Origin of the sequence: Streptomyces sp. NPDC058691 (assembly GCF_042714775.1) — a bacterium.
GTDB lineage: Bacteria > Actinomycetota > Actinomycetes > Streptomycetales > Streptomycetaceae > Actinacidiphila.
On record NZ_JBHXSO010000005.1, the window covers coordinates 191,520 to 214,158 of the forward strand.

Below are 22,639 nucleotides of genomic sequence, written 5' to 3' on the forward strand. Positions count from 1 at the left end.
TACCAACCTTTCGCGCGGTGTGTCCGCCGGCGGGTTGGGCGGGGGTGGGGGGGCCCCCCCCCCCCCCCCGTGCCCCCGTCGTCCCCCGAACCCCCGTGTTCTCCCACCCCGCCCGCAGGCCGCGCGACGCCGAAGCGCCCCCTCGCACGGCCACGAACGGGACATCAGACTACGCGGGCATTTGTGCCAATCCCATCCCAGATGTCTGGGGGTACGCCTAGCCTGCTGGCGTGACCACCGCTCCCCGCTCTGGCCCGAGTTCGCGTCCCCGCTCCCGTACGGCCCAGCCCACCCCGGCCGCCCGCGCCGCCCTCGCCGACGACCTGGCCCGCAGACTGCGCGGGGCCGAACGCCCCGGCGCCCTGGACGTCCTGCGCACCGCCGCCGACACGCTGCTGGGCGCGGTCGCGGCGGACGTGTGGTGCGCCGTGATGCTCGACCCGGCGACCCTCCTCGACACGGGCGGCCGACACGAAGAGGGATTTCCGCAGGCGGTGATGCCTCGGCTGTTCGAGATCGAGCACACGGAGCAGACCGGCGTCGACAACCTGCGGGCGCTGACCCGCCGTTCGGGCAGCGCGAGCCTGCTCAGCCGCTCCATGGACGGCCGACTCGACGAGAGCGTCTACTACCGCGACATCCTGCGCCCGACCGGCCTCGCCGACGAACTGCGCCTCCTGCTGCGCCACGGCAACCGCACGTGGGGGCTGTTCGTGCTGTGCCGGGCCCCGGGCTCGGCGCCCTTCACCACTGCCGACGTGGCCCTGGCCGACTCGTTCAGCGCCCCGGCCACACAGGCCCTGCGCCGTTCGCTGCTCCTGTCCGGCATCGACCTGGGTGACGTACCGGACGCCGCGGGGCTGCTGGCGTTCGACGACGACCAGGGGATACGGCTGCGCACGGCGACGGCGGAGCACTGGCTCGCGCTGATCCAGGAGTCCCACACCGGCGCCGGCCGCCCGTACCCCTTCACGCTCACGGCGCTGCTCAGCAAGGCCCGAGCGGCCGGCCCGGGCGCCCACGTCCAGTCCCGCGCCCTGACCAGTACGGGCCACTGGATCACGCTCAGCGCCTGGCGCGAACCGGCACCCGACGCAGGTGACTCCCCGCACATGCTCACGTACGTCAGCCTGGCCCCCAGCCACCCGGGCGAGCTCGCGGCCATCGTGCTCGACGCGTACGGCCTGACCCCGCGCGAGAGGGAGGTCGCCCAGCACGTCCTGCTCGGCCGCTCGACGGCGGACGTCGCGGGGGCGCTGCGCATCGCGGAGTACACCGTCCAGGACCACCTGCGGAAGGTCTTCGACAAGGCCGGAGTCCGCAGCCGCCGCGAGTTCACCGGCGACCTCTTCCAGCGCTGCTACCTCCCGCGCCTGGCCGCGCCCCCGCTCACGACGGACGGCCGGATGCGAAACGACGCCCCCGCGGGGCATGAGGGGTGATCTCGTCCTCCAGGGTGCGCAGGAGGGTGGCACCGAGGGTGAAGTCGTAGGACTCCAGGCCCCGGACGTCGAGATCACGCCGCAGGAACACCATCGTCAGATCGCGCCACCGGTAGAGGTCTCCGGGCTGCGTACCGGAGCGCTGCCAGGCGTCGCAGCCCTCCCGCAGCCCGAGCAGCGCGCCGCGTGTGGTCCGGTCGGCACACAAGCCGCCGCCGGAGTACAGCCAGTCGTTCAGCCGGCGCGCGACCTCCCCGGCTGCCTCGGGCGTGACGACCCCGTTGCGCGTCGACAGCGGCCGCAGTATCTCGAACGCCTCGGGATACGCCGCGAGCCGCGCCTTGTGCACCTCAAGCGCCCAGGCGGACTTGAGATCCGTACGCCACTTCCCCTGCTCCCGCCGAATCTGCGCCCACGCCAGCCACGCGGTCCCCCCACCGACGACGAGCCCCACCACCCCCGACACGACCGCCGCCACCACTTGCTCGCCCACGCGCGCCTCCCCTGTCGCCCCGCACTGTCGGGACGAGCATTCTCCCGTGGCTGCGGCGAGCAGGGCAGCAGGCAGTCGCACCCCGTGAACCGCACTGCTGGCCAGTATCGCGAAAGGGCCTCCGCAACCGCCTTTGGTCACACGGCTCCGGAGGGCCCGTGTATCTCCGGCGTCATTGCAGATTCCAGCACCTGCGGGCGGTCGTGGGGCGGCCTCTAGTCCATGGATGGTCCGCAGTTCGACGAGGGTCGAAGGGGCCCAGGTCTTCGGCGGCGAGATCCTTCCCACCAGCGCGGCGTTGTCTCCACCAACCACCTCGGCTAACAGCTCAAGATCTACCTCACCGCTATCGAGCGAAACACCAACGTCGAATGGCACAGCGAAAATGGGTCTGAGGTCTTCGGAAGTGTCGGTGACTATGGCGACGTCACGTATTCGCAAGCGTGGTCGAGGGCCACCGTGACCGCAGAAGTAGACACGAAGCTCGTGGTCATGTTGAGGTAACGGCAGTCTTAGTTGCACCTCCATGCTGGGTGACCCGAGGGCGGCACTGAATCTTCACCGCGCCTCGCGTAAACAGCTCATCAGTGGCCTTGCTGGACCAAACAAACGCTTCCCCTGGCCTCAGTCCTGCCATCTTCTCGGGAGTCAGGTTGGCAAGTGCGGCATTCGCCTTCTGTAGATGCTTGAGCCAGGCCGGCGAAATGAACTTGTGAAGCACCATATGGTTGGACAATTCGATCAAAGAGATTGGCACGGAGGGCGGATCCTGGCTTGCTACCAGGATAGACATGCCCTTGTGTCGCATTTCGCGAACACTCGCCACCAGTCCGTCCACAAGATCCGGGCTCTGAATGTACTTGTGTGCTTCATCGAAGACGACTAGCTTGTTGAAAGGCTGCCCGTTGTGCTTCGCGTCTGCGAAGAGTTGCATGAGAACCACGAATAGCCCGAGAGCCTCGTCCTTTTCGATGTACTCGTCGCGCAGGTCCACGATGATGAGCCGACCAGGCCGGACCAGATCCTGCAGTCGTACGCTGTCATCGATGTACTCAGCAGCCAGTTCCAAACGCTGGAAGGCGAGTTGTTTCAGAGCGTCGGAGAGTGGTGAGTCTTCCACGCCTTGGCGGATGGCCTCCAAGGTGAGGTTGCGGCGATGAGTCTTCATGATCCGTCCGAGTTGACGGATGTAGATCGACTGATTGCCGATGGCACCCATCAGGAATCGCCAATGCGCGGCTTGTAGCTCCGAGGCCGCGAATGCCAGCGGCCGGACTTCGAGGTCCGGGTACTCGGCTCTGCGTTCCTCCAACTTGTCGGCCGGGGCCAGCAACAGGACGTCGGAGAGGGCTGCCGGCTCGGCGCCGTAGCGGGCGCGAAGCGCCGCCAACTGAGCTTCGTCACTGTTGGGACTGGTCATGCTGGTGAACTCAGGCGCGTAGTCCTGGGTGTCACTGTAGTGGAAGACAATGCTGGCCAGCGGGTGTGACAGTTCATTGATGCCTGGTGCGGGCAGGCTGGCCATCTCCAGAATTGAGCCGAGCGTGTAGCTCTTGCCACCGCCCTGGACGCCGAACAGACTAATGGTATGCGTCTCGTTGAGGTCCAGGGCGACCTTGCGCCCAGCGGTCGTCCCCAGCAGGCCGTACTGCTGAGTCTGCTGGGAGGCGCCGAGGAATACATCGGCCTTGGGCGGTCCGTCTCCGTGCCCCTCGCCTGTCTCCCCTGCGGGAACGTGCGTCCCCGGAGGCGAAGACTCCTCCTGGAGCGCAGGCGCGGCGGGCCGGCCTGCGAGTGCGGGGTCCGGCGTGACCTCTGGCTTGGCCGAGGCATGGGCCGGCGACGGTTCGGTAGGCAGCTCGGCGCTCTTCGGTTCTGCGAGGGCCGCTGCACTCTCTGGTGGCGCTTCCGGTTCCGGCTCGTCGTCGGTCAGCGACCGCAAGGGCGCCGGCTCGTCGGGTACCTCGCGAGTCCGCTCACGGGGCCGCAGGCCATCCATCGTCGGGCCGTCCTCCGGACTCAGGTCGGCGCTTGAGAGCTCCTTTGGCGCGCTGTGTACACGGCCACCGAGATATTCCGTCTCAATCGCTTCCAGTAGCCGCCCCACCTGGTCTTTGCCGATCCTGTGGAAGACGATCCCGCCGTCTGTCTCGACATCTGCGCCAGCGTGCCCCAGGTCGAATACCAGCCCCGTTCGGGCGAACTCCAGTGAGTAGCCGTGATCCAGATGGTCCAGCAGCCAGCGCGCTTCGTCGTATGCTTTTTCGTCGAAGAGGCCGTACCTGTTCGCGCGCGAAAGGTAGTAGCTCAGCAGGGAACGTAGAGTCAGGTTCTGCAGTGGGCGGTCGGCACGCTTCACGGCGGAGTCGAACTGATCGGCGAGAACCCGCTGGCTGCTCTCAATCTGCTGAGAAATCTGTTTCTTTTTTGTTTCGTACGCTCCCAGGCCGCCAACTCCGGTGAAGCACTTCACCTCGACGAGTCTGCACACGATCGTCCGGCGCGCGGCGTCGAGGTCGAGGAGAGCGAGGTCGGTGCGGTGCAGGCGCACCATCGCGTCGTCGCCGGACGCGAGACGGCGCCGGTCCTCCCCGTACAGGTCGATGTGCGCGTCGAGCGGGATGAGAATCTGGTTTCTGAGCGCGCCTTGGAATCCGAGATACAGCCGTGCCAGGGCCAGACCGAGGACCTCGCTGTGGCTGTTCTCGCCGATGGCAGCGAGTTTGAAGGCAAAGCTGCCAGACAGTTCCCTCAACTGGTCGAAGAAGGTCGTGACATGACGTTCGTCGATTTGGAGGTTCCGGTCGCTCAGTACGGGACCGATTAGGGCACGCAGTTCGTCGACCGATCGGGAAGAGACCACGATGTGGTGTCCCATTCCGGTCTGTGAGGTGGCCGAGTAGTCGATCACGTACTCGGGCCGGTCCGCTCTGCCGTGATCGAAGTACTCGACGCCGAGGGTCCGGTCAACGGTGATGACCCAGTCGCTGGCCTGGTGCACGTCATGCAGCAGAGCCCGGTCCTCAGGGGTCAGCCGTAGCGTGATCTGTGGCAGATGCCCGGGGCGCGGTTCACCTGATGTGACGGCGACGACGGCGGCCGACAGCGCCTGAGGCAGCGCCGCGAGCAGATCGCCCGTCTCTTCGGTACCGTCCAGCGGGTCGGTCGCGCCGTGCCGGGGCTGACGGCTCCAGGCGACGTACTCGTCGTCCTCGGCGTAGACACTGGAGAGCTCCTGCACCAGACCGTGGGCGGCGACCCGACCCGTCGTACGGACCCCGGGCGCGATGTCGTACTGTTCCCCGCCGAAGGGGTCGAAGAGAATGCTGAGGTGCGCCGGGAACTCGTCGGCAGCCTTACGTAGATCGGCAGCGTCTCGCACGACAACGGCGAGTTTGGGGCGGAGCGGGTCACCCGGAGTGGCGAATGCCTCCGCAGCCACGGAACGCGTCCCGGACGCGGGCGAGAACAGGTCGGTAAGCGCCTCGCCGACCCAGGGTTCGGACGGGTTATCCGCGAACAGCCGTACGGTGAAGCGTAGATGTGCCAGGTGCTTACGACTCTGGAGCTCGGTCAGCGTTGCGGCGAGCAGATCGCCTCGGCCCGCGCCCAGGGCGTTGACAACCAGGTTGTCGGCGTACGGGTGGAGTCGAACATAGCGTTCCATCCGGTCCGCGAGATCGCTGCCGGTGATCACACCCGACGTCGCGGCCTCGTTGCCCGCCCCCACTGCCGCAGCAAGCAAGGACACGGTGCCACGGGGGTCGGCGGTCTCGCTCGGCAGGCACACCTGCCAGAAGTCCGTCAACTGTCCACCCGCGAAGGTCAACTCCCCAGTGGTAAGGGGCACGACCAGCGGGAAGCCCAGCGGCACGAGTGAGGTACTGAGACTGTGCAGCCGTTCCAGGATTGTGGCCTTGTCCTCGCCTGCGAGGCGGTTGAGCCAGTGGTCGGCCAGCGCCGCCTGACCGCTCCACCAGAGCATCCGCAGTGGATGAGTCGGGGCCACCAGGATCACACGGCGCCGCCCGCCCCGCACGTCGGTCAGATCCACCTTGAGTGTGTCGGTGCACAGCAGCATGGCCAGTTCGGCACGGTCGTGGTCTGCGGTGCTCCCGTGCGGATTCTCCAGGGAACGGACGCATCGGTTCACGGCCCTGAGGTAGCTCTCCGCGTACGCTTCCGTCTCTTTGCGGACGGTACGAGGGTCGGTCGCCTCTACTACCAGGGGAGCGGCGCCCTCGGCGTCGGCCCGTACGGCGGCGAACAGAACGGAGCGGGCCTGGAGGTAGGCGTCGAAGTCGCTGCCGGGCTCTGTTGTGACGGCCGAAGTCTCGTCGTCGCCGAGAACCGATGCGCCGGTAGCGGTGACCGTGAGACGTGGCCCTTCCAGGGCGTACGGCCTGGCCAGCATGCGTTCCTCGGCCTCGGCGAGCGTGATGGGAAGATCTACCGTGACCGATCCGGCAGCGCCGAACGAGGCCTTCAGCGGCCAGGTTCTCGCCGTCTTAGCCGCCCAGCCGATGGCACGGCACACCACGCGTGCGGGGTCCCGTCCCTCGGCGAGCGCGGTGAATCGCAGTTTGTTGACCGCCTGTGCCACACCCGGCGCGTGCTGGGAGCGCCGGACGGGCGGATCGTCGAACTCGCCCTCGGGGACGACGTAGAAGCGGTCGCTTTCATGGGGCCGCTGCGTGCTCTCCGCACCCATGACCCGCATGGCGTCGCCGTTCGCGTCCAGAGGGGTGACCCTGACGAAGTGCCAGCCCTCCTCCCAGTCGGCTTTGCTGCGCCCCCGCTTCAACTTGATGTTGGCCTTGAACAGTGTCTTCGCTGTTTTGGTGACCGACACCGTCGCAGTGAAGCCAGTGGGGCTGGCTGTGGTGGCGCCGTTGCCCGCGTCGATCTCGGTCTCGGACTCGGCAAAGATCTCGACCGCGAACCGGCTGAGCCCGGGGATGTGGCGTGCGTCCGGCTCGACGGTGAAGGCCACGGGGAGCGAGCTGAGCCCACCGGGCAGCAGGTACTGTGCGCCGAAGAGCCGCTCCAGGGCCGGGTAGTTGCGCACATCGTCCTGGTTCTGTCCCGCCTTAGGCAGCACCGACAACTCCTGGACCTCGATGCCTACTGCCTCGTCGCCGGGCGCGTCCTCCTGCGGCCAGTTGTGGAAGGCCAGTGGCCAGTTCTCCTCGTCGAGGGCGATGACACGGCACCAGCGGGCCGGCTCGTCCAGACCGTTGGCCGCCGCGAATTCGACCAGGTGGCGCACAAAGGTCTGGTGCGCACGGGCGTTTTGTGGCAGGCCGAGGGCAAGTACCCGCTGCCGGTCCGTCGTGGGTGAGTCCGTCAGCCGCGCCACGGTCTTGCGGTTCCGGTCGGCGTTGCGGGTGCTCAGCGTCATGTCGCGGAACAACTCGAAGTCGGGGATCAGCCCGAGCAGGAAGACCGCGGCACCGGCGGCCCGCGGGTCGAAGTCGTTCTCCCGTAGCGTCAACAGGTAGCGAACCGCGGCCTGGTCGGTGGCGGCGGGCCACTCCTCTGCGGAGAGCCGTTCAAGCAGCTCGCCGATGCCTGGTCGCAGGGCTTCGGGCACTTCGCGCAGCAGGGACGCCTTCAGGTTCCGGTGAACGTCCCGCAGTGACAGCTGCTCGAAGGTGGCAATGCCGAAGGAGTCCTCGGCGCTGGCGCGCATCCCCGGTGGCACGAAGACCAACAGTGGCGGCCGGAGGCCGCCCCGCTCGTCGGGGTTGCGCAGCTCCACCAGTTTGGTGCTGGACACCACCACGTCGTCAGGAAGCCGCAGGGCACCGTTGCCCAGGACGAACACCTGGGAATCGGGCACCGCCGTGCGCAGTGCCCGCACCAGACGGGTGGCCAGCTCACTGTCGAGGTCGCCGAGGCGCATACAGTGTCCGGCTTCCCTGCCGCGCAGAACAGAGGCAAGCTTCGGCAGCAGGGCGTACTCCAGAGCGTCGCGCCACTGGGCTTCGGTGATCTCGCTTAGTCCATGTGCCATGCTGTTGCCTTCCGCTACCTTCCGCCTGCCACGACCGAGCCGTCCTCGCCGATCACGAACCGGGGCGTGATCACCTGGGTGAGGTAGGCGTCCGACAGGTCGCTGTAGAAGCCGATCTCCCGCATCCGGGTGGTGAACGCCTCTGCGTTCGACCGTAGTGTCGCTTGCTCCTCGAAACCCACGGATGCGAAACCGTCTTCCACGGGCAGCCGGTTTACATAGAGGCCGTAGCGGCGGCGAAGGATGTCCATGAATTGGTCTAGCCGCAGTGATGCCGTGTGATGCAGCAGAGGGGATTTCGTGCCGCGTGGATTGGGCCTGAGCAGGGCGATCTGCACCAGGACTTCAAGCAGGGCGCTGTCCAGGACGAAGCGACGGCGGCCCCGGTAGGGCTGGGCGATGACCGCCCCCGGCCGGTTCTTGAGCAGCAACGAGTCGATGGTCTCGATGATGTAATCGTTGTGGTATTTGCCCCGGTAGGCCATCAGCAGCTCGATGTACTGCTCGAAGGACCCGAGACCCATGTCCGCGCCGAGCAGCGGCCGTACGTGCTCGGGCTGTTCGTCGACGGGAGTGTCGTCCAGCAGCGTGTCCATCCGGGAGGTGAAGAACTGCTCACGCCGCTCCTGGTACGGCTTGCTGGCGTACTGGAGTACTTCAGCGACGGTGAAGAATCCCCGGGACGGCCTGGTGATCTCCCCCCGCCCTGCCATGTGTTCGGCGAACTCGTCCAGTTTGCGCACCGTGTACCCCGCGCGGACGAAACCCGGGATGCGGCGCAACCACACCTCGGCGCTGCGTTCGGCCAGCGCGGCAATGGATGTCCCGGGCACTCCGGCCGCGTCCACGAACAGCCCGACGTGGAACGGACAGGCCCCGAGGTCGTCATGCCCCTGCCCTGGTCCGACGGGGCAGTTCTCTGGCCCGCAGGTGGGCTCGACGGCGGACCGTTCGACGAAGGACGACAGCAACTTCATCGTCTTCAACTGGCCAAGCGCCAGGTGAAACGCGAAGAGGATCTTCAGGTAATCGACCATGACGATGCGCGGCAGCAGATCACGCAGTGATAGCAGACGCAGTACGTCGTCGGCCAGCAGGTCCGATTGCCCGACGCAGAGTGGCGGAGCCGAGTACCAGCCCTTGACGGTCTGCGGGGTGTCGTGCTTCACCTGACTGTTCAGGTGAAGGACCGCCTGAGTTTCCACGTCAAGGCTGCTCCCCGGAAGCGCGGTGCCGAGCGCGGGGTCGAGGCCATTGAAGAAGAAGGACCGGATTCCTTCCAGGGCCAGAGTGCCTCTCCCGTTGCGGGCGTGGCGCAGCATTTCGTACAGCTGGGCGTCGGCGCCGTAGGATCGCGAGTGGTAGTAGTTGCGGAATTTATAGGTGAGGCCGTGGAGCGGACGTAGGCCCGCGACGGCCTGACTCGGTTTGCCACGGTTGACCATGTCGAGGAGCTGGGTCTCGATCCAGCGGCGCGCCATGTCGGGGGAATCACGGAATCCCTGGAACCGGTCGGCGTACTTCTCATCGAGGAATTCCTGCACGAATTCGTCGCTCTTGTGCGCGTGAGCGAGCTTGCTGGGCTGCCCGTTGTGGTTGACGCGCATCAGGAATCCGGTCAGCACGCGGTCCATCTCTACACGCTTGAACTCCAAGTAGGACACACCCAAATGCCGGAACTCGCTGTCCCGTTTCCGCAAAGCCATCAGCTGTTCCCCGTCCCCGTAGTTTCACTCCCCGTCGTGGCCGTGGCCGTGGTCGCCTTAGCCGTGCCGAGTGCCGGATCGGCCGGCGCGAGCCGGAGCGCTCCGTCAGCGAGCCTGGTGATCCGCTGCGGCACGCTCCCCGGTGCGGTGAGCAGTACCTCCTGGTACGGCGTGGCGGACAGCGCGTTCTTGAACACCGTAAGAGCCAGGTTCTGTCCCTGCCGGTCCTCTACCCCCGGCTGGTATCCGGTGTGAAGTCGGTTCAGCAGCTCGTACAAATCGAGCCGCACAACTAGTTGCGCGCGGTGCTGCCCGGCCCGCTCCGGGTCCTCGTAGCGGATCACCAACTCCCGCGGGCCGGACTCTACGTAGGGCGAGGCGGTCAGGGCCCCCACCTCAAGGGTGAACCGCCCGGCGGGAAACATACGGTAGCTGCGTACCGTTCCGCCGGGCACCGACCTGACCTGGAGTGCGAGCGCCTGCTGGCCGGCGAGTGCCGCGCCCGGCAGACCCTCGCCCCGGTTTACAGCCTCGATGATTCGTTCCAGCTCAGTAGGGCCGGGCTCGCCCCCCGTCAGCAGGTCCAGGAACCGGCCCCCGGCGTGATAGCTGAGCATGGTTTTCCAGCGCCCGTCATCGAGACTCTCGAAGAAGAAACGGCGCCGTGCGGCGGCCAGATAGTTCCGATGGGCGGTGGCCGTCCCGGCGTTCGCCGTAGGGGTGCGTGGCAAGGCGGTGAAGCGGTCCGCCAGCAGCTCGGCGTCATGGCTGCCGCGCTGGTCGACAGCGGCCAGGCTGTGTCCTCCGGCAGGCCCTACGTAATCGAGCTTGCGGTCCAGCTGGGGGTCCGGGACGGTGGCGATATCCAGCTCCCGCAACTGAGCCAGCAGCCTGTCCGGTTCATTGGGGCCGGCGGTGCGGATACCGGCCCAGCTGGTGAAGTAGAAGCCGTCAAGCCGTTCCTGAACGCTGTCCGGGCGGTTGTAGAGCTCATGGATCTGCGCGCAATCCCGCGCGGAGGTGAGCGTGTACGCCAGAGCGGACCGGAGATCGCGGAGGGTGATGTGCAGGCGCCCGCGCAGATGGGTCATGCGATATAGCGATGCCAGCCGCTCGGTGACCTGCGGGCCCGCGGTCGGGTGGGCGAAAGTCTGTGCGTTGTGGCGAGCGTAGCACCGAGGCGCGAGATCGCAGGAGGCGCAGGCGGCCCAGTTCCTGGCATCGGTCATCTTTCCGATCATGCGGTGCAGGATCGATGTCCCGGCGCCGTCAGGATCGGCCACCACATCCCGGGTGTTCAGGTTCACCACTGCGACGCCGTGGGCGTCCTGCCCGGATCCCAGGCCCGCGCGGATGGTTTCGGCGAGCAGCGGATACGCCTCGCCGTGTTCGGTGACGAAGTCGACGAGGCGGCCTTCGTTGATGGCGATCAGTCGGGTTTCGGTGTCCGGCCAGGCAAGCGGGTCTGTACCACGGTAGGGGGCCAGGAAGGCGTCGAGCACCGCGCTGTTGTCCTGCTCCCCCTCGTCCTGGCTGCCGTCGTGATTCGTACGGAAGGTGCGGCCCTCGAAGTCGAAGTCATCCCCGTTGACCCGCTTCTCACCGGGATTCGCGCCTCGCTTGACCGCCTCGGCGGCGAGTTGCTCCAGGAATGCCGTCTTGCCGTCGCCCGCGTTGCCGGTGATGACCACCAGCCGGTGTCGCCCGGCCAGCACGTCGTCCCGGAGTTTGGTGTCCAGCGCGGTGGACACGTAGAGCGGGAACTCGACGGGGTCGAGCCCGCGCGTGCCGGCATTGGTGCGGCTGCTCTGGCTGTACAGCGTCTGGAGATGGGTCACGAAGGGGTTGTTGTTGTCCGGGGCCCCGGCGGAGGCAGCGGGCAGCGCGTACGCCATCCCCGTGTGCGTGGCGGTCGGTGGCACCCGCCGTACATCTTCCACAGCCCGTACTGCGGCCAGGAACGTCTCGGCGTCGGGGAAGCGGTCGGTCCGACGCGGTGCGATAGAGCGCATTAGCAGATCGGTGAAGGCCCGGCTCAGATCCCCGAGACCGGCGATCTCCCTAGGATTGAGTCCCGGCTCGTCGCGGGGAGGCGCCTGCCTGCGGTGCCAGGGGTAATCCCCGGTGAGTGCCATGTAGGCCGAGATTCCCAGGGCGTACAGATCCAGGTCGGCGAGTTCCGCGCGGGTGGGCCGCCGCCCGCTGACCGCGTCCGGGGCGTAGTACTTCGGAGAGCCGAGAGTGGGCGTCAGGGTGGAACCGACCGAGACTGCGGCGTTGAAGTCCAACAGCTTGGTGCCCTCGGGCGTCCACAGCAGATTGCTGGGCTTGATGTCGCAGTGGTAGACGCCGTTGCGGTGGAGGTGGTCGAGCCCGCTCAGACAATCCTCCAGAAGCCGCCTCACATCGGCGGCGCCTAGCTTGCGCTCCCGGCCGGAGACGGCATGGAGGTCGTTTCCCTCGGCGAACTCCAGTCGCAGGTAAGGGAATCCGCCCTTGGGTAGCCAGTCGGCATCAATGACCCGGACCAGGTTGGGGTGAGGCGGCAACTGGCGCAGGATACGGTACTCGCCCTTGAGTCGTGCTCCGACGGACTCACGGTCCTTGGTGATGATCTTCAGAACCTCGTCGGTGTCGTCCATGGTATTGAAGACCTGATAGACCACACCGAAGCTGCCACGGCCCAGTTCCTTGCGCACGTGGAACTTCTCGGTGAGCCGGAAGCCCGCCGGAAGGTCGTAGTAGCAACGTGGATTCGCCCAGTCGAAGGGCTCCCCGGGCTCTCCCGGTGGAGCCTGGCCTCCCGTGCCGCCCCCGCTGCTTCCCCGGGCCCTGCCCGAGCCCGCCCGCAACAGCTCCTCCAACTCGGCGACGGCCGTCGGCGCGTCCGGTCGCTCCGCCGGGTCGGCAGAGAGGAGCCGTCGGATCAGGTCCTTTATGCCGGGTGTGATCCCCGAAGCGTCGTCGAGGCTGTCGACAAGCTGGTTCCCGTTCGTCACGGCTGGCAGCTCGCCGGTGAAGAGCTCGTGGAACAGGACCCCGGCCGCGTAGATGTCCGAGGCCTTGGAGAACCCTTGCGGCCCGGCTAGGCATTCCGGTGCGAGGTAAGCGGCGTCATGGCGTTCGTACGCGTCCATGGCCACCGTGCCCTTGCGGGCCTGTCCGGTGTGTGCGTAGTCGAACCCGGTGATCATGGCCGTGCCGTTGCGCCCTACCAGCACCGTGTCCGGAGTGATGTGCCGGTGTACCACCCGGTACCCGTGTGCCACGGCCAGTCCGGCCAGTACCCCGGACACCACCCGGCGCTTTGCGTCCGCCCCGAGCGCGGGCCTGCCGCCGCCCCCAGACATGCGCACCCGCAGCGCCTCGGCCCGCACATCCTTCAGGACAACCGCGTAACCAGCCTCGTCCTCAAGCTGTACGACATCGACGCACGGCACGATATTGCGGCTCGGCGGTAGCTTGTTGATGGCCTGGAGCGGATTACCGATACGCTCGCGCGCCCGCGTGTGCTCCTCCTCCGGAAGCAGCGGATCCACACTGTGCACCTGCACCAGAAAGGTGCCCGAGTTTGGTTGGTCCGGCCGCACCGCCCGGAACACCGACACCCGGTCCGCGTCCTCCACTTCCCCGGAACCCGCCTCGGCCGCGGCCAGCGTCTCGACGGCCTCATAGATCCCGAACCTGCGGGGCCCGGACGGCGGCCGGTACACCGCGTCGAGGGCGGCGGCGATCTCATCATGCAGGGCGGAGATGCCCATGACTGGCCCGCTGCCAGAGGGACGGTGCGAGCGCAGGAACGGCACGAGGTCCTTCAACAGGACGGTGCTTTTGTCGTCCTTGCCGTCCGGATCGACCAACTGTGAGTCGTCGTATGGGAGAATCACCAGCTCCTCGCACCACACCGACCCCAGATTTCGGGAGACGCCCGACTGCCGCAGAAGGCTTGCCACTGCCTTGGCGTGCTCTCGGACCTTGCGCACCGGACTCGGGTAGGGCTGCCGCCCCTCCGGGAACCAGCGCGAGCCGTGCACTTCGATCCGGCCATGGGTGCCTTTGGTGTCCGCGATGTAGCACGCATGGTCGGTGAGGATCGCGAGGTCGATCTCAAAAGTCTGACGGTGCCGTGTGATCTCGAAGTTGTGGATCACGGTCCAGCTTTCCGGGGCGGCGTCCCGCAGGTGCCGCAGCACACTCCGCTCGGCCTCGTTGACCGGCTCCCCGACCCGGATGATGCGCGCCATCGGCGGCTGTCCCCCTCGTGCCGTCCCATCCGTCACACAACGTGAGTGTGACCTGCGCCGCACCCCCCTGTGGTCAGGTCACTATAGTCGCTCACGTATAGGCACGGACGAGTTCGCGCTGTCTCGGCCCTACTACCCTGGTCCATCACCGGCCCCTGCCCCGCTCCCGGTTGCCGGCGTGCGTATCGCCCTCGGCGGGCTCAACGTCTCACTCGCCCGCGCCGTGCGCACTTCCGTTTGACGGTGTTCAACCGCTGAGCCTCCCTGATCGACGGTTGTGGACCAGGGAGGCGTCAACGTGGTATTTCTCTGGCCCACTGCTTGCGCGGAACAGCGTTTGTGGTCAGGACGCCTCGCTCTCACACGCGGTCTGTGCCGGCATGCCCTGCGACTGCCATCTCCAGGAGGGTCAGAGCCTGATCCTCCTTCACGTCGGCCTCATCCCGCTTGCGGTAAGCGGTCCGGATCGTCTCTGTGACGCGCTCGCGGTCAACGGCGGTGAGCAGAGGTACCGGAATAGCCGCGCACAATTCAGGGTGAATGTCTTGTTGTTTGCCACCTGTGGACATAGAGCGCAGAAGGCGGAAGATCGGCTCGGAGCGGAGGAAGGCAAACAGGTACGCGCCGGAGAAGGGTGACTCCCCGGGGCGGATGCGAAGGAAATGCTCTGAGAAGGCATGCTGCAGCCAGGAGCCTGTAACGAAGATTGGGCGGCCGAACACCTCGTTCTCGCCCAGGGTTCCCTGTGAAGCAACGAGGACGGTTTCATCTCGGGCCAGTACTTCTGGGGACGTCTTGGCCCGGCTGATCCAGCGACCCTCTGGACGCAACCAGAACGCCTGCCGCTGTCCGACCAGCTTATAGCTGTACTCCGGACCTTCGGCGCCATCCACCCGCGTGAAGCGCAGTCCTCTGCTCAACTGCCCACCACGGCAGATCTCACCAAGCAGAGCATGATCTACATCGAGCAGCTTACGGACGATCTCGCGAGCTCTCGGCTGGTAGTTCAGCGCCCGCAGCGTCGTCGGCGTAAGCCCCCGCTGCGTGAAGCCAAGGTCCCGGGGCTGTTCATGCCAGCGCAGGTCGAGCAAGTCCTCAAGCCCGGCCGTGGTGAACAGATCTCGGGTCGCTTCTTCCAGTCCACTCTGGAACTCCGCCCGCAGCGTGGCAGCTTCTTCCACGAGGCCATGGATTCGGTTCTCCACGTCCGTACCGAAGCGCGGCACGGGTAGATCCATGATGTGGTTCGGCTCGATGTGCTGGATGATCGCGCCGTAGGCGTGGCTGGTGATGATGGGAACGCCGAAGCGGCTGCGCAAGAAAGTGTTGAGGTATCCCGGTTTCACACGTTCTGTGTCCGGCTCCACACGCATTACATGCTCGCTGCAGGCGTAGCCGTCCACATCAGGGCGGGCATACGCGACTCTCCCCACATTTCCCGAACGAGTGATCAAGCTCCAGCCGGTTCGGATGAGCAGTCGCGGATTTTGGGCAACCGATTCCTTAGAAATCATCGGCAGATGTGAGAAGTCTGCTTCCATAATGTCGGTGCTGGAGAAGAAGGGCACGCCGTATTCTGGGGCTGTTACCCAGCGGCGCAAGGGTCGACCAGCGTGGAAAATTCCGTCGCCGTCCCGTGTCAGAAGTGCGAGCGGAGTGGTCTCCGGCAACCGCTTCAGTAGCTGCTTCGCCGCAAACGCGCCCGAGAGGTAGGGCGCAGCGTCGAGCCGCAACCCCTGTTCACGAAGCCAGCCGATCCGTACCGGATTCTCCTTGGACGCGGTTTTCACTGCGTGTGCTCCCTGCGCTCCGTTTGTTCGTTCTCCCCGGCGTGGTCCGTCCCGTATGCCGCTGTGGGCGCCTGGCTCGGGAACCACTCACACAGTGTGGCCGTCAACTGCCGGAACGACTCGTCCGTGCACCGTCGTACTGAGGGCAGGCCGGCTGCCAGGCGCTTGAAGATGCCGTTGGTCGCGTCGCGGGTATGGCCCTGCTTATACAGGTACTCCACGGCACGCTTCGGATCAGTCGGCTTGTCGGCCCCGGCCTGCCACAGGCCAGCCTCTTCCAGTACAGCCTTCGGCGTGCGGTCGTCATCCTTCCGCGTCCACACGAGCGCCCTCTTGAGGAGATCCGGGCTGTCGACCCAAAACCAGTTCTCCAACTCGGGGTCGATGACGACGACGGCGAACTGGTCCCAAATACCCTCCAACTGTGCGGCGATCCGCGCACGGATGACGTCCGGACCCGGGGAACCAGCGTAGGCGTTGTCCACCACCACCATTGCGCGGCGGAACTCCTTCCTACGCAGGTTGAGGATCTGGCCAGCCTCGCGCTTCACGAGTCCGGGATCGTGGCCGCCAGCCTTGATGATGTCGGTCTTCGCATTGAAGTCGAAGGGGGCGCAGCCCAGTTTCCGGTAGAAATCGTTGCGCCCCAGGAACGTACCGATCATGGCTTCCATGCCGCTGTCGGCGACTAGAAAGACCAGCTCCCGTTTTACAGTCTCGTGCACCGGAACGGACTGCCGGGGCACGGCCGCGAAGGGCGCGGCAGATCCTCGTCTGCGCGCTTTGGCGGCGCTCACTCGAATACTCCCGTGGCGAAGAGGGTGCCGAGGTCGAGGTCGTCGAGGCCAGCGTGCCAGTCAGCCATGCGCGGGTGCTTGTCTCCGCGTACGACAGTGACCGCGCCGGTCGATGGGTCCATGCGGGTGGCGAGGACGTCTGCGAGGCCGACCTGGGCGAGTACCAGCGGCGACTGGGTGGCCACGAGGATTTGGCTGCCGCGCACGTTTCGCAGGGCCTGCATGACGATCTCGATGGCCTGCGGGTAGATGCCGTTCTCCGGCTCCTCGGTGAGCAGCATCGCGGGGGTGCGGGGCAGGTACGGGAGCAGGGTGAGGGCCAGTACGCGCAGGGTGCCGTCGGACAGGCCGGAGGAGGTGACCTGGTAGCCGCCCGTGTAGGTCACGCGGAAGTAGGCGTACCGGTCCTCCTCCCGTTCGACGATCTCCACCGCCTCTACCTGGGGTAGGGCGAGCTGCACGAGGTCCACCCAGGCCTCGTACAGTTCCGGATCTTCCCGCTGGAGCTGGAGGGCGAGCCAGGGGGTGTGGTGACCCTGAGTGTCGAGTCCCGGCTCACGGCCCGCAGGTGCCGCCGCCTGGCGGAGGGCGGACCACTCAGGGGCGTAAAGGACCGTGCCGTTCCGAAGTAGGTCCTGGAACCACAGCGCGGCCGGGAACTGTGTGTCGTCGAAGGGGACGGTGGCAAGTGCCAGACTGCTGTGCTGGCTCTGGAGTTTGAGCTGGTTCGGACCGGTCTCGGAGGTGAAGTGGACGACCGGGCCGCCGATGCGGGCGATCACTGGGCGCCACGGCTGCTGCCAGACGGGATGGGCGCGGCGGCTGCCGCCCCGTCCGGTGACCCTGACTTCGTCTGGGTCCTCGAAAGCTTGGGTTCCCGGGATCGGTCGGACCGGTGTCTCCTCGTGGAACAGCACCAGGTACTCACCGGCGATCTCCAGGCCCCGGCCGCTGTCGACGGGCACCAGATGCAGCTCGTATCGCAGGTTGGTGGGGACAGGGAACCGCGGATCCCGGGTGGACTCGGCGATCACATCGGCGATCGGGCTGGGAAGCTGGGCCTCCACCGCGAAGCCGAAGCCGCCGGCCCGGCCCCGGTGAGCGGGTTCCATGAGCGAGAGGGCGCGCGGCGGCCTGCCGGTGGTCCGAGAGGGGTCCAGGAAGGCGTCCTCGATCCGACGGGCGCCGAGCAGTTCACCGAGCAGGACGGGAATGTCCAGCAGAGTGCTCTTGCCCGAGCCGTTCGCCCCGGCGAGGACATGGAAACCGGACAGGTTGATCGCGAGGTCCGCGAAGCAGCGGTAGTTGTAGGCCTCGATGCGGGTAATCACGAACCGGCCTGCCAGGGCAGCTCGTGCGCGTGCCGCCCCACGAAAGCGTGGTACTCCTCCGCGATCTTTGGTAGGTCATTGTCGATGATGGGGCGCTTGCGCTTGAACGTACGCGGCACCTCGATGCCGCCGATCCGCAGGATCTCCTGCTCCTCATACTCCTCGGTGACGACATCGCCCTCCGGTGAGCGCACGTATACGGGATTCCCTCGGCGGTCGACGCCCACTTTCTCGGCGACGGCCATGAAGACTGGGTAGTCCTCGGCGCCGTGGAAGCGCTCGGCCTGCTTCTCCTCCGGCGTCTTGCGGACGAGGAACAGCAGCGTCGTGAGGATGTTGACGTTGGCCTCGACGATAAAGGTCTCCACCGGCAATTCGATGCTGGCCATGACCCAGCATTCCTGGAGGATCAGCCTGCGAACAGCCTCGTGGGAAGGTCCCGGGTTGGACAGAATGCCGTTGGGTAGAACGATGCCGATGCGCCCGCCAGGCCTGACCCACTCGATGGCGCGCTGCACGAAGAGTTCCTCGGGGGCCACGGCCGTGGCCTCGCCGCTCTTTTTCAACGCGCCCTTGTCGCGGGTGTACGACCAGGCGACGCCCCAGTCACCGCCGTACTCACGCATCCGCTGGCGGTACTTGCTCAGCACTGCCGCCTCAGAGAATGGGATGTCGGAGCCGAACGGCGGGTTCGTCATCAGGACGTCCACGGCGCCCAACTGGATCTGCGAGACGCTCTTCGCCTCTTCGTTGCCCGGCAGATGGCCATCGGGGAAGGCGATGGAGTCCATCTGGTAGACGTTGCCTGCGATGTCAGTGAGCATCATGACGCCCATCGCTGCGGCGCGACGCAGGAAGGGGTCGAAGTCTGCGCCGAAGATGTGTTTCCGCGCGTATCCCGCGAGCTTCTTCCGGAGTGGGGGCAGGATATCCGCGTACTCCTGGCTGGTGAAGGTGCCATTCTTCGGCTTCCACTGCTCCTGGAGGTGGTAGAGGGTCTCCCGGAGGAAGCCACCCGTGCCACAGCAAGGGTCGAAGACGGTCTCGTTCTCCTTGGGGTCCAGGATGTTGACCATGAGCTTCACGGCCCCTGTGGGAGTGAAGTACTGGCCGCGGTCTCCGCGCAGGTTGTCACCCACGAGCTCCTGGTAGGCCACGCCCTTGGCATCGATTGGGGTGGCGTACAGGCTGAACGGAGCCAGCTCGCTGGTGATGAAGGCAAGGGCGGAGTCTGACAGGTTCAGCCGGTCGCGGTCGTCGAACAGCCCCTGGTCGGCATAGGCTTTCTTCACCTCTTCGAAGAGGTCTCTTATCCGCCGGGCTACGTTGCTCTTATCGGCGAGGTCCTCCAGACCGACACGAAAGCGCGGCGGACGGCCTTTCTCACGAACCAGCTGCTCGTCGTGAATTTTGGCGAACAGGACGTAGAGGAATTGCCAGAAGGCCGCGTCCTTGGGCAAGCCCTCGTTGCCGTGGATGAAGTTGTGGCAGCGCCGGAAGGCGAAGCGGAGCATGTACTCATCCGCGTGGCGCAGCTCGGCCAGGGACGAGGCGTCTCGAGTGGCGTCGAACTCTTCGGCGTCACCGCTCGGCCAGTTCGGCAGCTCGTGGAACCGCGGCTCGAACCGGGTCTCCTCGCGCTCGACGAAGTACAGGTCCTTGTCGTCGGTCCACATGCCCAGGGTGCAGGATGGTCCGGCGGCGATCATCAGCTCGCGGAGCTCTTCCACTTGCTCGTCGGCCTGGGCATAGGTGCGGATCTTGGTGACCGTACGGCCGTTCTTGGGACGGGCCTTGGTGACGACGATACGCCTTAGGTACTGCGGCTCCTTCGGCTTGCCGGGCTCGAAGATCGCGATGCTCGCTCGCCTGCGGCTCACCCGGCCAGTCTCACTGTTGCGGACCTGCAACGGGTAGTCCCGGACCATGTCCTTGGGGTTGATCCCGTACTGGTGGACTAGGGCTTTGGCGATGCGCTGGCGGACCTTCTCGGCGTCGGTAAGCTTGACGACATCCTCGTTGCTGATGTAGTCGATCGTCTCGTCGTCGCCGAGTCGGTGGGCTGCGTCGAGCCGCCCCTTGGACCGGCTGCCCTTGGCCTTCGGTCCTTCGGCCTCCCGCTGGCCCATCGGGCGCTCCGGCAGGGGAATACCGATGTCCAGCTGCTCGTCCGCCATGTGTATCGTCTGCTCCGTCCCGACTACCGTCGGTCCCGCCGACGGATGCGTCTGTGTGCGCTGCGCACCCACACCTTAGGGCAGTCCGAGGTTTCGCGGTGGCGCTGGACCTTCCGGCTTGGATTTCAAGCCCCTCAAGGGCGACTCCCGGGTCTTCCGCACCAAGATAAAGTCCTAGCAGTGCACTGCTCGCCAAGGCCGGGGCCGACGAGCAGGGCTGGGAGAGCTGGCTCGTCATCGCTGTACATGACCTCAAGCTCGTCTCCGAGGAGCTGCCCGTCGCGATCAACCGGATGATCGGTGTACATACCTCGGCCGCGCTCCGCACAGCGGCAGTGCTTACTTCCTGGGATGGCCACACCTGGCCGCTTGGCTCCACGCAGTGGCACAGACCATGCAGCATCACGATCGAATCGACTGGGTCGATGTGATTGCGCTTTCCACCATCGACAGTGAAGGGCAGATCGATTGGTGAATCAAGACACCCGGGACATTGGCACGTTCCCGCGTGTGCCGGCCTTCGTCCTTTTCGGGGGACTGGTCCTGGGCCAATGCATCAAGGTCGCGCTGACAAATAGTCCACAGCCCGCGTCCCACAGCTAATTTCGGCGCCATACGGCTGTGCAAAAGACTCCACACTCAGCGTCTTGCGCACGCAACGGTGGGTGAATGATCGCGCCATGCTCATTCGGCTTCTGCTCTGGCGCTGGTTACCTGGTATTTATAGTCTCTCGGAGTGCGCTTCAAGAGTGATCGTTTGCGAGAGCATGGCTATTCGGCCCATGCTCACCCGTACCCCGAGTGGCAGCTTAGAAGCCGTTTCTCTATCGATCATGGTGAGCATCGGTTCGAGTGTGGCGACTCGGTCGGGTGATCTCCCGGATGTCCGGGCATGAGGGTAGGGCCTCCTGCACAGCTCATGGATGTCGAATCCAAGTGAGCAACAGGAGGCCCTGTGCCGCAGTCTTGCGTTCCGGTAGTGGCGGAGTCCAACTCGCTTCCTCTGTCGTGTGACTGTGTCGCTCACCGGTTCGGGAACGCCGTGGATCGCTCGCACAGGAGGCCGAAGTATCCATCTGACATGACGGACGTGGAGTGGGCGGCGGTGCGAGAGCTGCTGCCGGTGCCGGGGCGGCCGGCCGGAGGGCTATTGCCATCGGCAGATGGTTGACGCGGTCCGCTACCTGGTCGCGGGTGGTATCACGTGGCGGTCGATGCCTTCGGACTTCCCTGCGTAGGACCGCGTCTACGCGTTTTGGCGGCGGTGGCGGGACCAGGGTAGATCGGCGAGTGGCACGACCGGTTGCGTGATCGCGTCCGCTAGGTCGAAGGACGGGATCCGGAGCCGACCGCGGGCGTCATCGACGCGCAGTCGGTCAAAGGGGCGGCGTCGGTTCCGGCCGCCAGTAGGGGGTTTGACGGCGGGAAGAAGGTCAGCGGACGCAAGCGCCATATCGTGGTGGACACCCTCGGGCTGCTACTGGTCGTGATGGTTACGGCCGCGTCGGTGACCGACCGTGAGGCCGCTGGCGGTCTGCTGGCCCGGCTGCGCAAGCGGTACTGGCGCATCTCGCGCGTGTGGGCGGACGGCGGTTACTCCGGTCAGCTGGTCGACGTCGCTCGCACCCTCTGGCGGATCGCGCTGACCGTGGTCAAGCGCACCGACGACACCCGCGGGTTCACCGTGCTGCCCAAAAGGTGGCTGGTGGAGCGGACGTTCGCGTGGCTCCTGCGCTCTCGCCGCCTGGCCCGCGACTACGAGACCCGCACCGACAGCGCCGAAGCGATGATCCACTGGTCGATGAGCATGGTCATGAGCCGCCGGCTCGCCCGGCGTGGACGCTGAACATCCCCGGAGTCTCTTCGACCAGTCAGCCCCGCGCGACCAGGCGCTTGGCTTTCGACCGCACGCCCTCGACCTTCGCCGGCACGGGCGCGAGCCCGAGCGCGACAGCAAGCTGACGGCAGTCCATCGCCTCGCCGTTCCGGCCGGCCAGGATGTCCATGAGCCGCCGGTAGTCCGGCGCCAGCACCGCCGGGTCCAGGCCCGCCCGCCATGCCGGCACCACCGAACCGGGCACCGCACCCGCCACCGGCACGGGCCGTTCGTCGGACGCGGCAACGGGCGCATTCTCGCGTCCGCGCGGTTCCGCCAGGACCTGGCCGACCGTCTCGCAGCTCGGCCTGCAGGATCTCCACCCTCTGACGGGCAGCACGCTCCCGCTCCTCCAACAGCCCCATCACCGACGGCATCTGGCACCCCACCCGAAGAGACGGCACGACACGCCATCCCTCCCGCCGAAGCACCAATCTCATGCCTGACCAGAACAAACGCAGCTACCGCCTTCGGAAAGACAACACCTTCTTACGCTTGCCCGCGGATAGGGCTGGCTTGCCTGCCCCCGATAAGCCCGATCGGCCCCCGGTTCTTGCTCGACGCGGGTCCCGGACTGAGTAGGTGGCCAAAGATCGTGTCGGCGCCCGCCCCAGCCACCGGCCGGGCCGACCACGTTCTATACGTGGGGCGCGGAGCGGGCCGCCGCCGGAACGGGACGAAGGCAGACATCCGATGCGGTTGATCTGTCAAGCCGCGGTGGGGGCCGATTGCTCGGCGTGGGTGGGGAAGGCGATTTCTTCGTTGTA

Annotated in this window: 12 protein-coding genes; 3 read left to right on the plus strand and 9 right to left on the minus strand. The window is 66.3% G+C overall.

The genetic code is table 11. The features are described 5' to 3' along the window. Window positions 1-230 precede the first annotated feature (230 nt). The gene (locus ACFWVC_RS06020; RefSeq protein WP_384278559.1) at window positions 231-1,442 is read left to right on the plus strand and encodes a helix-turn-helix transcriptional regulator; all 1,212 of its coding nucleotides are present in this window, start codon (window positions 231-233) and stop codon (window positions 1,440-1,442) included. On the opposite strand, the gene ACFWVC_RS06025 is transcribed toward ACFWVC_RS06020, so the two are convergent. The 8 genes from ACFWVC_RS06025 to ACFWVC_RS06060 all read right to left on the minus strand — a co-directional run bounded on the left by ACFWVC_RS06025 (window position 1,390) and on the right by ACFWVC_RS06060 (window position 19,996). Beyond that, window positions 1,390-1,935 carry a hypothetical protein gene (locus ACFWVC_RS06025; protein WP_384278561.1) on the minus strand — a complete coding sequence of 182 codons (546 nt, stop codon included), beginning with the start codon at window positions 1,933-1,935 and terminating at the stop codon, window positions 1,390-1,392. The two genes, ACFWVC_RS06020 and ACFWVC_RS06025, sit on opposite strands and share 53 nt — an antisense overlap. A gap of 490 nt (window positions 1,936-2,425) precedes the next feature. After that, window positions 2,426-7,951, minus strand: coding sequence for a hypothetical protein (locus ACFWVC_RS06030; RefSeq protein WP_384278564.1), 5,526 nt, complete (start codon window positions 7,949-7,951; stop codon window positions 2,426-2,428). A gap of 14 nt (window positions 7,952-7,965) precedes the next feature. Then, window positions 7,966-9,585, minus strand: coding sequence for a hypothetical protein (locus tag ACFWVC_RS06035; RefSeq protein ID WP_384278567.1), 1,620 nt, complete (start codon window positions 9,583-9,585; stop codon window positions 7,966-7,968). A 71-nt stretch (window positions 9,586-9,656) separates the two neighbouring features. Then, on the minus strand, window positions 9,657-13,901 hold the full coding sequence (locus ACFWVC_RS06040) for a protein kinase (RefSeq protein ID WP_384278570.1): 4,245 nt from the start codon (window positions 13,899-13,901) through the stop codon (window positions 9,657-9,659). Between the two features lie 359 nt (window positions 13,902-14,260). Next, window positions 14,261-15,691, minus strand: coding sequence for a restriction endonuclease subunit S (locus ACFWVC_RS06045; protein WP_384278573.1), 1,431 nt, complete (start codon window positions 15,689-15,691; stop codon window positions 14,261-14,263). Next, window positions 15,688-16,488 carry a hypothetical protein gene (locus ACFWVC_RS06050; RefSeq protein WP_384278576.1) on the minus strand — a complete coding sequence of 267 codons (801 nt, stop codon included), beginning with the start codon at window positions 16,486-16,488 and terminating at the stop codon, window positions 15,688-15,690. Before ACFWVC_RS06050 ends, ACFWVC_RS06045 begins: the two co-directional genes overlap by 4 nt. Further along, window positions 16,485-17,819 carry an AAA family ATPase gene (locus ACFWVC_RS06055; protein WP_384278581.1) on the minus strand — a complete coding sequence of 445 codons (1,335 nt, stop codon included), beginning with the start codon at window positions 17,817-17,819 and terminating at the stop codon, window positions 16,485-16,487. Before ACFWVC_RS06055 ends, ACFWVC_RS06050 begins: the two co-directional genes overlap by 4 nt. Then, window positions 17,816-19,996 carry an N-6 DNA methylase gene (locus ACFWVC_RS06060; protein ID WP_384278584.1) on the minus strand — a complete coding sequence of 727 codons (2,181 nt, stop codon included), beginning with the start codon at window positions 19,994-19,996 and terminating at the stop codon, window positions 17,816-17,818. Before ACFWVC_RS06060 ends, ACFWVC_RS06055 begins: the two co-directional genes overlap by 4 nt. A gap of 1,163 nt (window positions 19,997-21,159) precedes the next feature. Here ACFWVC_RS06060 and ACFWVC_RS06065 point away from each other — a divergent pair. Together ACFWVC_RS06065 and ACFWVC_RS06070 are read left to right on the plus strand one after the other, a co-directional pair. Further along, window positions 21,160-21,234 carry a hypothetical protein gene (locus tag ACFWVC_RS06065; protein ID WP_384278669.1) on the plus strand — a complete coding sequence of 25 codons (75 nt, stop codon included), beginning with the start codon at window positions 21,160-21,162 and terminating at the stop codon, window positions 21,232-21,234. Between the two features lie 122 nt (window positions 21,235-21,356). Next, the gene (locus ACFWVC_RS06070) at window positions 21,357-21,842 is read left to right on the plus strand and encodes an IS5 family transposase (protein WP_384278674.1); all 486 of its coding nucleotides are present in this window, start codon (window positions 21,357-21,359) and stop codon (window positions 21,840-21,842) included. A gap of 25 nt (window positions 21,843-21,867) precedes the next feature. On the opposite strand, the gene ACFWVC_RS06075 is transcribed toward ACFWVC_RS06070, so the two are convergent. Further along, window positions 21,868-22,095 carry a hypothetical protein gene (locus ACFWVC_RS06075; RefSeq protein WP_384278589.1) on the minus strand — a complete coding sequence of 76 codons (228 nt, stop codon included), beginning with the start codon at window positions 22,093-22,095 and terminating at the stop codon, window positions 21,868-21,870. Between the last annotated feature and the right edge of the window lie 544 nt (window positions 22,096-22,639).